The organism is Shewanella sp. (genome assembly GCF_048265805.1).
Lineage (GTDB): Bacteria > Pseudomonadota > Gammaproteobacteria > Enterobacterales > Shewanellaceae > Shewanella.
The window spans coordinates 96009-111539 of sequence record NZ_JBLXAT010000014.1 but is presented as its reverse complement, the minus strand read 5'-3'; the positions used below and the strand labels follow the sequence as shown (position 1 = coordinate 111539).

Annotated in this window: 12 protein-coding genes; 6 read left to right on the top strand and 6 right to left on the bottom strand. The window is 47.1% G+C overall.

Going from position 1 to position 15531, the window contains the following annotated elements:
* Positions 1-159: 159 nt before the first annotated feature.
* The 4 genes from ACN0TT_RS11590 to ACN0TT_RS11575 all read left to right on the top strand — a co-directional run bounded on the left by ACN0TT_RS11590 (position 160) and on the right by ACN0TT_RS11575 (position 4475).
* Positions 160-1188: a methyltransferase gene (locus tag ACN0TT_RS11590; RefSeq protein WP_417762313.1), complete on the top strand. Its 1029-nt coding sequence runs from the start codon at positions 160-162 to the stop codon at positions 1186-1188.
* Between the two features lie 145 nt (positions 1189-1333).
* Positions 1334-3004, top strand: coding sequence for a FapA family protein (locus ACN0TT_RS11585; RefSeq protein ID WP_417762312.1), 1671 nt, complete (start codon positions 1334-1336; stop codon positions 3002-3004).
* On the top strand, positions 2982-3326 hold the full coding sequence (locus ACN0TT_RS11580) for a DUF4144 family protein (RefSeq protein ID WP_417762311.1): 345 nt from the start codon (positions 2982-2984) through the stop codon (positions 3324-3326). Before ACN0TT_RS11585 ends, ACN0TT_RS11580 begins: the two co-directional genes overlap by 23 nt.
* Before the next feature lie 63 nt (positions 3327-3389).
* Positions 3390-4475, top strand: coding sequence for a metalloprotease (locus ACN0TT_RS11575; RefSeq protein ID WP_417762310.1), 1086 nt, complete (start codon positions 3390-3392; stop codon positions 4473-4475).
* Positions 4476-4529: 54 nt separating this feature from the next.
* On the opposite strand, the gene ACN0TT_RS11570 is transcribed toward ACN0TT_RS11575, so the two are convergent.
* The 5 genes from ACN0TT_RS11570 to ACN0TT_RS11550 all read right to left on the bottom strand — a co-directional run bounded on the left by ACN0TT_RS11570 (position 4530) and on the right by ACN0TT_RS11550 (position 9446).
* Positions 4530-5375, bottom strand: coding sequence for a pirin family protein (locus ACN0TT_RS11570; RefSeq protein ID WP_417762309.1), 846 nt, complete (start codon positions 5373-5375; stop codon positions 4530-4532).
* A gap of 350 nt (positions 5376-5725) precedes the next feature.
* Positions 5726-6616 (bottom strand): SMP-30/gluconolactonase/LRE family protein, encoded by an 891-nt coding sequence (locus tag ACN0TT_RS11565; RefSeq protein WP_417762308.1) that lies wholly within the window; start codon positions 6614-6616, stop codon positions 5726-5728.
* A gap of 428 nt (positions 6617-7044) precedes the next feature.
* Positions 7045-7713 carry a sulfite exporter TauE/SafE family protein gene (locus tag ACN0TT_RS11560; protein ID WP_417762315.1) on the bottom strand — a complete coding sequence of 223 codons (669 nt, stop codon included), beginning with the start codon at positions 7711-7713 and terminating at the stop codon, positions 7045-7047.
* Positions 7714-7898: 185 nt separating this feature from the next.
* Entirely contained in the window at positions 7899-8663 is a 765-nt protein-coding gene (locus ACN0TT_RS11555) for an SDR family NAD(P)-dependent oxidoreductase (protein WP_417762307.1), read from the bottom strand.
* A gap of 63 nt (positions 8664-8726) precedes the next feature.
* A complete protein-coding gene (locus tag ACN0TT_RS11550; protein WP_417762306.1) occupies positions 8727-9446 on the bottom strand; it encodes a FadR/GntR family transcriptional regulator in 720 nt (239 codons plus the stop codon).
* Between the two features lie 408 nt (positions 9447-9854).
* Here ACN0TT_RS11550 and ACN0TT_RS11545 point away from each other — a divergent pair, with 408 nt between their 5' ends.
* Positions 9855-11504 (top strand): sodium:solute symporter, encoded by a 1650-nt coding sequence (locus ACN0TT_RS11545; protein WP_417762305.1) that lies wholly within the window; start codon positions 9855-9857, stop codon positions 11502-11504.
* 246 nt (positions 11505-11750) lie between these two features.
* A complete protein-coding gene (locus ACN0TT_RS11540; RefSeq protein ID WP_417762304.1) occupies positions 11751-12767 on the top strand; it encodes an arabinan endo-1,5-alpha-L-arabinosidase in 1017 nt (338 codons plus the stop codon).
* Between the two features lie 285 nt (positions 12768-13052).
* Here the strand turns inward: ACN0TT_RS11540 and ACN0TT_RS11535 are convergent, their stop codons facing one another.
* Entirely contained in the window at positions 13053-15467 is a 2415-nt protein-coding gene (locus ACN0TT_RS11535; RefSeq protein WP_417762303.1) for a beta-L-arabinofuranosidase domain-containing protein, read from the bottom strand.
* Positions 15468-15531 lie beyond the last annotated feature (64 nt).

The window sequence follows — 15531 nt, the reverse complement described above, 5'->3', positions numbered from 1 at the left end:
AGCGTGAGCCTTCAAATCAACTCACTTCATTAGATCAAAGTCCTAGATTGACGTCCAGGACTTTGTCAGCAGTCTGAAAGGGCTCTTTTGAGCCCTTTTTCATTTCTACCGCAAGCTAGCTTATAATGCCCGCCAATTTCACCTCAGGAATCGACTATCGTGCTCACTGCGCCGTCTGAAATACTTATTCGTAATCAATCACTATTGGCTGATAAACAGGTGCTACTACTCAACCATGAAGCCGACCGCTGCCCCGAGCAGCTACTTGCTGTCTGTGACAGCGTGACGACGCTAGCGCTTGATTACCCACATTTTCAGCTGCAACCGAGCAACAAAGCCAAGTTATATGCCGAGTTTGGTCATAAACTGGCGGCAACGAGCGCACAAGCTTTTGATACCGTAGTGATCTACTTTCCTAAAGCTAAGCCACTGTTAGATTACCTGCTGCATTTGGCCGCCTATTACTTGAAAACTGATGGTGAGCTGATTGTCATCGGCGACAACAAAGGCGGTATTCGGTCATTCAACAAACTAAAATCAACCGAGTTTAGTCCACCGATTAAGCTGGATAATGCGCGCCACTGCTTGCTGTTTGCCAGCACAGTATTAAGCCATCCCACAGCCATCGATATCGACCGTTTTGTCAGCCAATATACGCTTAAGATCGATAACCAGCGGCTGACCATCTGCAACATGGTAGGCACCTTTAGCGAAAAGCAGCTCGATCAAGGTACCGCATTATTGCTTGAGCATTTGCCCACATTAACTGGTCGCGCGCTGGATTTTGGTTGCGGCGCGGGGGTCATTACAGCAGCACTGCTAGCACGTTTTCCAGCGCTTGAGATGGAGTGCGTTGATATCAATGCCATGGCGTTGCTGTCTTGCGAAAAAACGCTGGCAGCCAACGGTATGCAAGCCAAGATATATGCCTCTGACGGCCTCAGCCGATGCACGGCTGGATTTGATGCCATTATCTCTAATCCACCGTTTCATGATGGCTTAATGAGCACGACAGATATCGCCACCCAATTCGTCAAAGATAGCCAGCAACAGCTGCGGCGCGGCGGACTATGGCAGATTGTTGCTAATCGTCATCTTCCCTACGCTGATGGTATTGCTGCCAGCTTTGGAAATGTAAATGTCGTGGCGGAGAATAATCGCTATAAAATCTATAAAAATATAAAATAAACAATAGGTAAGGTGTTAAAGTTATCAATTTTGAGACATTCATTATACGTTTGTTAACAAAAGAGTGCTGCTGATATTCAACTATTGATATACTCGTGGGGTTAAAGTAGGTACCGGCGATAAAAAATCTATATTGGATAACAACATGCTGACACCCGATCTGCTCAATTTTAGCGGCGACGGTCTATTTGCTGAGCTGAAGCTGATCCCTAATACCGACGGCCCAGTTTCTGAAGAGGCCGTGCGACATTTATTGACACTTCCCGAGTTCAATAAGCTATTTCCTATTGATTTTAATATAAAAAAAGCAGTTAAAGACATTAATGCACTCGCCAGTGATGGTGAAGGAAAAACCCCTGTCACCTTTAAAATTGCCGAACGGCGCGACGGCCAAATTTTACTGGAAACCAGCAATGACAAGATGCAAGCCAGTATGACATTGGTCGCCCCTTGGGGTGGAAAGCAACCCGATTTGCCAGATATCTTGCGCAGCCTGAAAGAAAAAGGCATTAGCATGGGGCTCTCGCGCGCCAAAATAGAATCCATGCTGCACAAACTGCCCCAACTCAAAGCCGGTGAAAGTGTCAGTGGTGTAATCGCCATTGGCAAACCCGCTATCAACGGCACCCATGCGCAACTGGAGCGTAAAGTTCCCCTCGCCCGCGAACGCTTACTTCATCCGCAAGAGCGCGAAGATGGCACCGTAGATATGCGTAATTTAGGGTCTGTGGTGATGGTCAGCGTCAACGATGTGCTGATGCAAAAAATCCCCGCAACCAACGGTACCCGCGGCTACAACGTTATGGGAGAAAACATCGAGCCCAAAATAGGTAAAGACTTACCTTTAGTGGCGGGTGAAGGTACCCATTTAGATCCTGACGATCCCAATATTTTAGTTGCCAGCGTGGCGGGTCAACCGGTTGAAGCCAATAACGGCATGCAAGTTGACGACGTATTGCAGATTAAAGAAGTCAACGTGGGCTACGGCAATGTCGATTTCAAAGGCAGCGTGCTGATTACGGGCGATGTGTGTGAAGGCATGCAGGTGCGCAGTTCTGGAGATATCACGGTGATGGGCTTCGTCGAATCGGCGTTATTAGAAGCCGAAGGTGATATCACCGTCAGCAAAGGTGTGCTTGGCCGTCAGCTTGCTGGCGATGAGTTCTCGACCAAATTGCACGCCAAAGGGCAGATCTCCGCCCAATTTGTACAGTATTCGGAGTTAACCTGCCAAAAGAACATTCTGGTCACTAAGCAGTTGCTCCATAGCCACAGCACTAGCGAAAGTAAGTTAATTGTCAGTGATGCCACTGGTCGTCGCGGTGATCTTATCGGTGGCCGCGCCTATGCCGAGAAAGGCATTGAAGCGGTCACCATTGGTGCTACCGCCGACACCAAAACCGAAGTGTTGTGTGCCATGAATTTGGAAACGTTAAAACAACACCTTAAAGAACTCGAAGATGGTGGCCGCAGCTTATTTGTAGCCAAACTCGATTTAGAAGCTCGTTTGCGCCGCCTGCCGCCGAAAGAGGAGTGGCAGAATGATCCCACAATGGTCGACCAAGTCAAAATGATGCTAGCACAGAAGCATCGCGTCGAGGCTGAACTAGCGCGCGAAGAAACAGAAAAAGACCTGCTCAGCAAAGAAACGGAAGATTACTACACCAATTACTTCATTGAAGCAAAGAAGCATATCTACTCCAATGTGGAAATACATATCGGCTCCGCTATTCAACGCACACAACGGGAACATGGCCCCTGTCATGTCTATCATCAACATGGTGAATTGAACTTTGACTACAGCGCCAAAAAATGAGTTAACTGACGTTTGTTGGCCTGCGCTCTGGTTAGCAGCGCAGGCTGATGAATTAGTGGTGGTAGAAGATCTGCACGACTTAATCGCCTTAGCCGGAGAACAATATCGTTTAGTGAATGTTGCAGATCGCCTTATCGACAGCCAATTACAGCAATGGTGCTGGCAAGACAATGCTTGGCTGCACCAACCAGCACGCTGCACCTTAGTAGAACTTACCGAGCATTTTCGCCGCCATGCAGCATTATGTAATGTGTGCTGTTTAGAAAAGCTGACATTCCCTGATTTCACCACGCTAATAAACACATTAAAATCCATTGATTAGGCTTCTACCGCCTGTGCCGAACAGGCATAATCGCCGCATTGATGTAAATGCTAGGATTTTTTTGTGGAACTGCTAAATATCGATTGTCTCGGTAAACCTCTCAAACTCGAAGGCTCTCCTGCTGGTTGGCAACAACTGCACTGGGATGGACAGATCGTCTCACAAAAACAAGGCTCCGCTGATGGCCTAAAAGTACACGTGTTTCGCCTGCATGATGGGAGCCACCAAACCGATATTGAGGTTAGATTAGAGACCTACTTGCGCTGGCAGCCGTTTGTGTTGGATTACCGTTTGGTGGTGGAAGATGAGATCATCGCCAGCGGCCAACGACTAACCAAAGATATTGAGCGGCAAACACCCACTAAACCTGCGGTGGCAAACAAGCAGGTCAAACCGCTGGGCTTACTGGCGTTAGCGTTTAAGCTGTTTAAAAGCGCCAAAGTCATCAAAGTCGTATTGGCTGGTGCCAGCATGGCGGCCTACAGTTGGCTGTTTTCCTTTGAATTCGCCATAGCATTGATCCTCTGTTTAGTGATCCACGAGTATGGCCATATCCGCGCCATGAAGCGCTTTGGCCTACAAACCAAAGGGATTTATTTAATTCCGTTCCTCGGCGGTTTAGCGATATCAGATAGTAAGCTCAACACCCGTTGGCAGAATGTGGTGATTTCCATCATGGGGCCAACCTACGGCATGTTGCTGTCGGTGATCGCGTTTATCGCTTATGAAATCACTGGCATGGAACTACTCGCCGGCTTAGCGGTGTTCAATGCCTTGCTGAATATCTTCAACCTATTGCCAATATTGCCGCTGGATGGCGGCCATATCATCAAGAGTATTGGCTACTCACAAAACCACCTAACTGGGTTAATCGTCTGCATTGCGGGAGCTGCATTGGGTGTGTATATCAGTTACGCCCTGGGGCTGACGCTATTGGGGATTCTACTCGCTGTGGGCAGCTTAGAGATTATTATGGAGTGGCGCTATCGCCATCAGAGTGATCTGTTACCTATGGACCGCTACGGACAAATCGTTTCAGCGGTGTGGTATCTGCTAACGATTGCTATATTGGCAGGCATTATCGCAGTACTGGCCTCCAGCAGTGATAACCCGGTAATGCAACTCCCTTTGCATATCTTACGCGGCTAATGATTGACGCTAGAAATTCGGTGGCATGACTCGAAAGCGTCGCCCAACGGGCCATTAAACGATGTCACCGAATTTACCGCTTTGGTAATCCTTAATCGCTTGCATAATCTCCGCCTGAGTATTCATCACAAACGGCCCCATCTGCACTACTTGCTCACCGATACGATTACCGGCTAGCACTAACATACCAGCTCCTTCAGCCTGACTACGAAGCTGAATGGCTGTTTGTGGATCAACCACCAACATCTGCCCTGCATGAGCCACTTGGCCATGGTCGAGCTTGAGTGAGCCATCGTATAGATACAGTGCCACAAAACTGTATTGGGACAGTTCAAGCTGTGCATCCGCGTTCACGCCTAACATCAGATCGGCCAATGCGCTATTCGCTGCCAGATCAGTTAATGGCCCGACAGCCTCCTGTCCAGCGAACTGCCATTCACCAGCCAGTAGATAGAGCAAACTGCCTTCGCCAGTAATAATGGCATGGTTCAGCTCGCCACTATCGCGATACTGCGGCGGACGCATTTTGTCTTTCGCAGGCATATTGATCCAAATTTGGAAACCATGCAGCCCATCAGTCGCATCAGCCAGTGGCATTTCTGAGTGCACTACACCACGCCCAGTACTCATCCACTGTACTCTGCCTGCACGGACCGCTTTCACATGGCCCATCTGATCACGGTGTTCAAAACCACCTTTACGAATGTAGGTGAAGGTTTCCATGCCCCGATGTGGGTGTGGCGGAAAACCGCCGACATAATCCTGTTCATCGTCAGAACGGATCTCATCAAGCATCAGGTAAGGATCTAAGGTAAGACGCTGAAAATCAGCCACTCGCTGGATATTAACGCCATCACCATCTTGGGTAGGCTGAGCATTAATAATTTGCACTAGACGCATCGCTCTATTCCGCTTTAAAAAACAACCTTGCCAGAATAACGGCAAAAAATTGACACTTAAAGCGGTTTATAACGAATGAATAGATCAACTAATTAGAATATTCGCGACTGCTGACCTTTATTGATCACATAGACAACTGGAAGTGCCGGTCGAGACAAGATTGGTTGTCGTCATTCGCCGTAACAGCAGCTAACGCTAAATCAATTGCATGCTACTGCCTGAAGGACTCATCTCAACGTCACTGAACTTTATTGCCTCTAGCTTGCTTAGTTGACCATGCGTCTTTAGCAGCGCCTCATGTTTGACGCCGCTAATTTGGGAGAACACCAAACATGAAATATCAACAACACCTAACAATTAAATGGTGTAGCAGCTAGGCCCCTAACACCAACATTGAGTTCAAACAGACAACCAGCTTGAGGATATTTCAAACGCTGCTGCAGAGATAACCCTTGATACGCAGTAGTCACAAACAAACGATCAAGATTTTTGCCACCGAAACACACATTAGTGACTTGTGGTACCGGTAGCTCAATCCGCACGTCAATGCGGCCATCTTCGCTATAACGCACAATGCCATGCCCGCCCCATTGCGCAACCCACAGGCCGCCTTCGGCGTCCATGATCATGCCATCAGGGCAGCCCATATCATCTTCAAACTTAGCAAACGGTTCTTTGGTAACGGGCATACCACGAGAATCGAGAATAAACCGATAAATAGTACGTTCTAGTGTGGAATTGTGATACATCACACGGCTGTCTGGCGTGATCACAGGCCCGTTACTGACCACATAGCCATCATCAACCACTTGTGGCCGTTCAGACATGTTAGCCATGCGGTACAGCTTACCTGTCGGCAGTTGTTCACTATCGTCCATAGTGCCAAACCACAAGCAACCAGATGGATCAATAGAGGCATCATTCAGACGGTTAGAACTAGGCTCTGGCGGCTGAACTATTACCGTGCGTTCACCACGAGCAAAATCAACGCGGTAGATACCACTAGCAAAACCAGCAACCATTTCACCCAGTTGGTTATGCACGACCCAACAAACCGATTCGGTAAACGTGCGATACAAATGCAGTTGGCTTTCAGGATTGAATTGGTGAATCCGATTGCGACGGATATCCACCCAGTAGAGACAGTTATCAAACGAGTTCCAGTGCAGGCCCTCACCTAACTGACAGGAAAAACCCCAGCACTTGCGTGCATGAAACAAATCTTGATGATAATTCGACAAAAAATGGGTTCTCCGGTATAAACCGGAGAACCTGAACGCCTGTTCGCCCCCCATAGGCACAGACTGAATCTCTTTATCAAAAAGGTTATTAACTTTCACAATATCACTACTGCTAAATTAAAATTTCGCCCAAAAGCAAAATTAAATTGTTGTCCAAGTAATAAAATTACCAAAAGGACTCTTTAATAAGCATCACAACATTTTTTATAAATTAAAAGCTGCAATCGCTCCCCAAATATATGGGTAAGATAATGCCTGTAAATGAGAATAAATTGAATCGTTTTGGGACGAGAATCGTTAGACTTTGGTCTATAGAAAAGTGTAAAGATGCAGAGATTCACTATAACCAATTGATTTTATTAAACTACACTTTAGTCTTAATTAAACCTTTTGCTTAAATATGGGACAACTCTCACAATTAATAGTCATTATGAGAAGAAAGAGGCAATACCAGAGAAAAATGCTGCCAACAGCGTCAATTTCCTTACGACATCGTTATTAATGTAGCCCTTTAAAAACTCTGACAATAACCATCCGAGTAATATTGCGGGAATACATTGAATAAATAGCACAATGTCAGAATAACCAGCCGCCCCAGCAATCCAAAGGACACATAAACCAAATATATTGATATACAAGAAGAAAACACTAAGGTTAGCTTTAATCTTATGGTGCTCTGCCGACTGATATAACAAGCCCATCGGCGCCCCGCCAGCCGATGTCGTCGTTCCCATAAAGCCAGACAACGTACTCGCAAACAGGTTATTGACCACATTGATAGCGGGTTTATGCCCCACAAAAGACGCCACAACACCGATAATGATGCTGGCCCCCAGCAAATACTTGTAATGGTGCGGTTCAATATAGAGCATCACAATGCCAGCAATGGCTACCCCAAGCGTACCGCCCATGATTGACACAGAGGTTTGTCGCACATCGATAGAACGCATATGCCGAACAGATAAGAGTAGCGTGAGAAACAACGCGTTAAGAATCATTGGTGCAGGAACGAGTTGTGGATAGATGAGAAATAATATGGGCGCGCACAATAAGCCTAGGCCAAAGCCTATGACGCTTTGCAAACAGGCGCCAATCATTAGCACCAAGTATACCCACACCATATCAACCAATATGACACCTATCTATTATTAAATACGACTAAGTTCATCAATCCCCATATTAATGAACTTAGCAATATAATAAAATTATTATAATATAATTAAATAGGTGTGCAACGTATGAGGTTATATAAATGTTAGTTAATGAGAGATAACTCGAATTGTTATATCCAGCCGCCATCAACTATTAACGTTTGTGCAGTTAACATTGCACTTTCGTCTGAGGCTAAAAATAATGCGGCATTGGCTATATCGTCGGGCGTCAAACTCTCTTTGACACATTGATTATCTTGGATCTCTTGCAGCATATCCGGTGTTAACCAATGAGATAACTGCCGTTCGGTAATCACCCAGCCTGGAATTAAGGTATTCACGCGGATATGGTGCTTACCAAACTGCTTGGCTAAGGTACGGGTTAACCCTTCCAATCCAGCTTTAGCTGTAGTGTAGGCAGGCATACAGGCTTGCTTGATATGCCAACTGATTGAACCGAGATTAATAATGCTGCCACCGCCGAGTCGCCGCATTTGTGCCTCTACCGCCTGAGCGGTAAAGAAACACGGACGTAGATTGATCGCCATGCGATCATCCCAATACTCGACAGAGACGTCAGCTACTTCGTGACGCGTATCGTCAGCGGCGTTATTGATCAACACAGAGATATCACCTTGGACAGCCTGTGTTTGGCTAATCGCTGCCTGTAATGCAGCAACATCGCGAATATCACAGTGAATGAAGCTTGGCTTATGATCATATTGCTTAGCGAGGCGAGCACAGAGCGCAATACTGCTTTCATCATCAATATCAACGAAAGTGACTTGCGCGCCCTGCTGGCAGAAACGCTCAACTAAAACGGCACCGATGCCAGCACCACCACCAGTAATGAACACGCTTTTATCTTTGAGACAGGGATAGCGAGTGCGACCCATTAACTGATCTCTCATTTTCTAAACAACTTGTAAGGCAATGACATCATACTACCGAGAAAGCAATTACGCCTCCAGCTTTGCTTGCAATTCTCTATCGATCACCTGCATTGCTTCCTCAATCAGTCCTTTCATTAACGAGCTAGCCAGCTCAGGTTGCCGTGCGACAATCGCATCGTACACTGCTGCGTGTTCTTCGGCGACACTTGAGTCACTCCCTTTGGCTGGCGTAGTGTGTTGGATACTCACGCCCAAGGCTGTGTTAATAAAATCACGCAGATGGAAGAAGAAACGATTACCACTAGCCAGCAGAATGCTGGTGTGAAATGCCAGATCTGATTCATGCAGAGTTTGGTTAGGTGTTCGGGCAGCTTTACGCATGCTCTCTAACGCCTCGGCGATCTTAGCGATATCTTCCTCTTTACCATACTGTGCCGCTAACGCGGCTGCCTGTGGCTCAATGGCAAGTCTTACTTGTAAAAACTCTTTCAACACCTGCAATGATGGGCCGCTTTGCAGCATCCAGTTTAGTACGTTAGTATCGTATAAGTTCCAGCTGGCCGCCGCTTCAACACGAATCCCTTGGCGAGGACGAGAGGAGATTAACCCTTTGGCCGCCAACATTTTTACTGCTTCACGGATAGCAGTTCGGCTAATACCATACATGTCACACAACTGTGCTTCTGTAGGGAGCCCTGTATCAATATTATATTTGCCAGCAACAATCGCTTTGCCGAGTTCATTGGTCACTCGCTGTGACAAATTCAAATTTTCTAACCTTGCCATCGGATGTCCTTGGTTGAGTGAGGTCAATGCAATAGTAGTACAATAGTTTTTTTATACAACGAGTCAATTAGTTACCTATTTCTTACGCGCTAGCTCACAGATTATTTGCACGAATTTTGAACATCATCCATATTAGCTGTGGGGGATGCGAATCATTCGCGAGTAACTCGGTGATGACACGCTGTTTTTCGAGGTGAGTTAGCGCCTTCCCACCCTGTATGCCTGACCCGCTGCGGCGACATAATAACAAGTCGTCGACGAATCTAAGCATGAAAATGGCTTAATGATAACGACAAAGCCCCTTAAATAACTTTATTTTATAATATAATATGTTCTAATTAAGGATTGACTAAGGTGTTGGTAGTGGGAACTGACGCCTAATATTAAAGCACAAACGGAAATAAAAGTATGGTTGAACTAAGTACCTTAGACTGGCTGGTACTCGGTGGCTTTTTTATATTGCTAGCGGGTGTGGTCGTCATGTCGTTAAGACAAAAAGAGGAAGATACCGCTGACTACTTCCTCGCCGGGCGCAATGCCAGTTGGGTGGTGATTGGCGCATCGATTTTTGCTTCAAATATTGGCTCGGAACACCTAGTAGGCTTATCAGGCTCAGGCGCTGAAACAGGCATGGCGATGGCGCATTGGGAACTGCAGTCATGGATTATTCTCTTGCTCGGTTGGATCTTTGTGCCCTTTTATTGGAGCTCCAAAGTCTACACCATGCCAGAGTTTCTAGAACGTCGTTTTAACTCGCAATGCCGGACCTTCTTATCGGTGATTTCACTGATCAGCTACGTACTGACCAAAGTAGCTGTGACTGTCTACGCTGGTGGGGTGGCGTTTAAAACAATTCTCGGTATCGAGTCTATTTGGGGAATCGACTTTTTCTGGATCTCAGCCATTGGCCTAGTGGTGGTAACAGGTATCTATACAGTACTTGGCGGTATGAAAGCGATTATGTGGACCTCAGTACTGCAAACCCCTGTACTGATTATTGGCTCACTGGTGATTCTGGTCGTTGGCTTAGAAACCCTTGGGGGAGGCAACGGCATGATGGCCGGTTGGGATGTAGTAGAACGCGTGAACGGTGACAACATGCACTTGATGCGCTCCGCTTCCGACCCTAACTTCCCTTGGCCCGGCATCATTTTCGGCTCATTCATTATCGGCTTTTGGTATTTCTGTACCGACCAATACATAGTGCAACGTGTGCTGTCAGCCAAAGGCATTAAAGAAGCACGCCGCGGTACTATGTTTGCTGGTTATTTAAAACTGTTGCCTGTGTTTATCTTCTTGGTGCCTGGCATGATTGCAGTGGCACTGAAACAAACTGGCGCCATCAGCTATGACACTTCAGATCAAGCTTTCCCTACTCTCGTCGCACAGCTCTTGCCAGCGGGTGTAAAAGGGATTGTGATCGGTGGGTTAGTCGCTGCATTGATGAGTTCACTGGCATCCCTGTTTAACTCATCTGCCACCCTGTTCACCATCGACTTCTACAAAAAATATCGTCCACAGTGCAGTGAGAAAAAACTGCTGCAAGTGGGTCGTATCGCTACAGTAGCCGTGGTGGTGTTGGGGATTGTGTGGATCCCAGTAATGAAGGCAATTGCTGATGTACTATATGAATATCTGCAAAGTGTACAGTCACTGATTGCTCCAGGGATTGCAGCCGTGTTCGTGATGGGCTTAATCAGCCGCAAGATCACACCAAGTGCGGGTTTCATTGGTATGTTGGTTGGTTTCATACTCGGTATGATCCGTCTGGTGTTATTGCCGTTTAAAGACAGTGTTGCGGGTACGTCATTCGCATGGATTGTCGATATGAACTGGCTGTATTACTGCGTCATGCTATTTGTCATCGTTTGTGCGGTGATTGTCGTTGCCAGTATGTTCACCAAGCCGGCCACCGAGGAGCAGATCCAAGGCCTGACCTTTGGTACCTTGGGCAAAGGCACCATGAAAGAAGTGATCGATGGGTTAGATAAGTGGGATTACATTCACACTGTCGGCATCCTTGGCATTACTGCGTTTATTTACTGGCGCTTCTGGTAAACACCACTCAAGCGATTAAGGCCGTCTAATGACGGCCTTTTTATTTTGCGCAGTTCAATGTTTGCTTGCGCTACCGCAGCGGCTAAGATGCCCGCAGCATTGCTCAACCGCATAACGACCAAAACGTAGGCTGAGCAAGATCGCGTAATACATCATAATAACTATTATTGTATTACTTATGTGCTACCATCCGAAGCTGGGGGATTTGAGGTTTCGGACCAATTATTATTTGATAGGAAACGATTCATGAAGGCGATAGCAAAACTTGCCGCAGCCACTGTGATGGCATTAGGCATTAGCCATACTGCACAAGCAATTCAAGTAGAAGTTCATGACCCAGTGATGGCTAAAGAGGGCGATACTTATTACGTCTTTAGTACAGGCCCAGGCATTACCTATTACAGCTCAAAAGACATGAAACACTGGCAGTTGGTAGGTCGGGTTTTCAAAGACCAACCCACTTGGGCAAAAGGCGTTGCCCCTAGCTTTGATGGCCACATCTGGGCTCCTGATGTTTACCACAAAGATGGTAAATTCTACGTGTACTATTCCATCTCCGCATTTGGTAAAAATACCTCAGCCATTGGCGTTACTGTGAACAAAACCCTCGACCCGAAATCACCCGATTTCAAGTGGGAAGATAAAGGCATTGTCGTGGAATCGGTACCAAACCGCGATGATTGGAATGCCATCGACCCAGCCATTGTTGAGGATGACGATGGCACGCCATGGATGAGTTTCGGCTCGTTTTGGGACGGTCTGAAACTGGTCAAGCTAGATAAAAGCATGACCAAAGTCGCTGAACCAGAAGAGTGGTATAGCATTGCTAAACGTCCGCGCGACGTTAACTTACCTGATACTGAAGCCGGAAATGGCGCCATTGAAGCACCGTATATCTTCAAGAAAAACGGTTACTACTACCTGTTTGTTTCATTTGATTTGTGTTGCCGCAAAATGGACAGCACCTATCACATCATGGTCGGCCGCAGTAAGAATGTACAAGGGCCATACCTAGATAAAAACGGCAACGATATGCTGCAAGGCGGCGGTACCTTGGTACTGAAAGGCAACAAAGATTGGGTGGCGCTTGGTCACAATGCAGCGTACACCTTTGACGGTAAAGACTACTTAGTCTTCCACGCATATGAAACCGCCGATAATGCATTGCAGAAACTGCGTATTTTAGAGATGAAATGGGATAATGACTGGCCAGTGGTTGATCCTGCCGATCTCAACAAAAACACCACAGTGTTAGAGAAGTAAGCGCTCAGTTTCAAATAGCTGAAAGCCTCCGCCAGGAGGCTTTTTCATTGGTTATCACGACTCCTCGTTAATCCACAAGACATCGTCGTTGCCATGAATTCAAAACCAGTGAACCGTGTCACCATACTGTGAGCCCACAACACGGACTAACTATATCGTATACTCAGCAACGTAACGCTCTCGCATGCGGTAAAAAATGGTAACCGTTAGCTGCCGTTGCTATCCCATATAACAAACAGCCCCGCATTCGCGAGGCTGTTTCAATGACTTATAAAACCGAGACTATTACTTCGATTTCGCGGTCGAATTCAGCAAACGGATCCCATAAATACCACCCGCAATAGAGCCCGGTTTAGCAACGAACTTGAGACGATAGCCTTGCTTAGTCACCATCGCAGCAGGAATAGCATAATCGACGTCATAGATACTGTCACCATGCCCATGCCCAGGCTGCAACGCTACGGTTTGTAACAGTTGACCATTGAGCAGAATATCAAAGCTACGATTTACATCACCGCCAAAATAGGTGATACGTAAAGTCTTAGCCTTGCCTTGCTTGTCAGCTAAATCATAAGCAAACCAGTCGGTACTATCGCGCCAGTGCACACCTTTATTAACGCCTGCGCGGCTGCCTTCACCAGCAAAGTTATGCTCAGCTTCTGGCTGCTGCTCACCTGGGTTGATCTTATCCAAGGTTTGCTGTGCTAATAGCTCGGCGGCGGCCTCCTTGGCTTTGGCGTCAGCCATAAACTCAGGATATTTAGCAGCGGACATCTGTGGCAGATAGACTTCGTAGCGGCTTTCGTGAATGCGGAAAAACGGCACTAAGTCGATTTTCTTCGGCTTATCTTTTTCACGCACGCCCTGCTCGGCTTCAAACGCTAATTGCTCACCCGGCAGACGCTTCAAACCTTTGAGGAAGGTTTGAGGCTCACCCACCATAATCGGCAGTGCTTCTGGCGGACAAGTTGGTCCAGCAGCAATGTGCCCCATACGGCTACCGTTAGCAATAAAGTCGAGCTTCTCATTAGCAAATGGCTCCACCTTAGATGCTAATACCACTGGCCCATAAAGCACTGAGTAGTAGTCGCTGCCGTCAGGTAGTTGCTCCAAGGTAGGTTGCACGCCAAAGGAGAACTCTAGCTTGTCACCAGCCTGCCAGCTCCGTTCCAGCGTGAGATAACCATCACGACGTTGCTCGGCTTGCACCGCTTTGCCATTGAGTAACAACCGTGGCGCCACCCCATTCATCCACGCAGGTACGCGAATGCTAATCGCTTGCTTCCCCTTACCAGACGCTTTATCTATGGTCAGCGTCATAGCATTTTGATCGGGGAAATGCGTGCTCTGGGTGACAGCTACGCCCTGCTCTTGCCAATCTAAGGTAGAGCCGATAAACAGGTTCACCAGTAACTCGTTATCTTCATGGGCGTAAATCATCTCGCCATACTTGCTGTGGTTCTCAATCCCAGAGCCAACACAACACCACATGGACTTATCGACATCGGAATACATGCGATAGTGCCCGGGACGCATAGCGGTAAAGTAAACTAAGCCGCCATTCTCAGGGTTTTGCGAAGACAAAATATGGTTGAAAGTGGCACGCTCATAAAAATCGAGATAGCGGGTATCGCCGCTTTCTTGATACAACATTTTGCTGAGCTTAAGCATGTTGTATGTGTTACAGGTTTCGGGCCCTTCCACATCCTCCATCATGCTGGTGAAATCTTTTGAGTCGTGGAAGTGCTCGCGCACACTATTTCCACCAATGGAGACTGAACGATGTTTAGTGACAGTTTCCCAGAAGAACTCGGCCGCATCGTGCCAATCTTGCTTATGTTCCTCTTCGCTAACACGCAAATATCCAATCACTTTTGGGATCTGGGTATTGGCATGTAAGCCGTTGAGCTTATCTTCATGCTTGAGCAATGGTTCGAGAATGATCTTTTGCGAGAACTGCTCAGCCAATGTGAGATAGTCCTTGTCGCCCGTGATTTCATACATGTCGGCAAACACTTCATTCATGCCGCCATGCTCGGAAATCAACATGGTTTGGATCTGTTCGTCACTCAGGTTAGCCACTAAATTCTTAGCCCATTTACCTAAGTCGACCAACATCACTTTGGCTAACTCGTTGTGGCCTAACTGATACGCATCACGAATACCAGCAAAGGTTTTGTGAATGTTGTACCACGGCACCCAATGGTCATTCAGACTAAACAGATCGGCTTTAATTTTGCCCGCTTTGATATCGGCCCACATCTGCATGCCACCGGGAATACCACCAACGTAACCATTACCGTTTTTCAACTGTGCACGGCGCAGTTCATTGATCATATAGTCAAGACGGCGTTTCATCTCGGCGTCACCAGTGGCTTCATAAGCCAGACTCAGCGCAGACAGATAATGGCCGCCGATATGACCATCCAGCCCAGTGTTTTCCCAGTTGCCATATGACTCGGCTTTCACTGGCAAACCTGCCTCACGTAGGAATGGAGACAGCAGTTTGTCAGGTTGAAGTTGTTCGATATAACGGATGTTAGTTTGTTGAGCGTGCGAGAAAGGACTACCAGAGGTTAAGCGTACCTGTTCGAGTGAAAACAGGTCCATCGCTTCGACATTGGCACTCATCCCTAGAGCAACGGCGAGTGCTAATGGCGACACAAGCCGCCCGATACGGGTGGCTTGTGGGTGATTCATGCTTGCCCGAGAGTACCAAACACTGGTATCCCGGCCTCATTGTAGCTATTGAGTTGAATAAAAC

What these genes read in the sequence shown, in the direction of transcription:
- ACN0TT_RS11585 (WP_417762312.1), top strand. Translation starts at nt 1,334, where the DNA reads ATGCTGACACCCGATCTGCTCAATTTTAGCGGCGACGGTCTATTTGCT.
- ACN0TT_RS11570 (WP_417762309.1), bottom strand. Translation starts at nt 5,375, where the DNA reads ATGCGTCTAGTGCAAATTATTAATGCTCAGCCTACCCAAGATGGTGAT.
- ACN0TT_RS11560 (WP_417762315.1), bottom strand. Translation starts at nt 7,713, where the DNA reads ATGATTGGCGCCTGTTTGCAAAGCGTCATAGGCTTTGGCCTAGGCTTA.
- ACN0TT_RS11555 (WP_417762307.1), bottom strand. Translation starts at nt 8,663, where the DNA reads ATGGGTCGCACTCGCTATCCCTGTCTCAAAGATAAAAGCGTGTTCATT.
- ACN0TT_RS11550 (WP_417762306.1), bottom strand. Translation starts at nt 9,446, where the DNA reads ATGGCAAGGTTAGAAAATTTGAATTTGTCACAGCGAGTGACCAATGAA.
- ACN0TT_RS11545 (WP_417762305.1), top strand. Translation starts at nt 9,855, where the DNA reads ATGGTTGAACTAAGTACCTTAGACTGGCTGGTACTCGGTGGCTTTTTT.
- ACN0TT_RS11540 (WP_417762304.1), top strand. Translation starts at nt 11,751, where the DNA reads ATGAAGGCGATAGCAAAACTTGCCGCAGCCACTGTGATGGCATTAGGC.
- ACN0TT_RS11535 (WP_417762303.1), bottom strand. Translation starts at nt 15,467, where the DNA reads ATGAATCACCCACAAGCCACCCGTATCGGGCGGCTTGTGTCGCCATTA.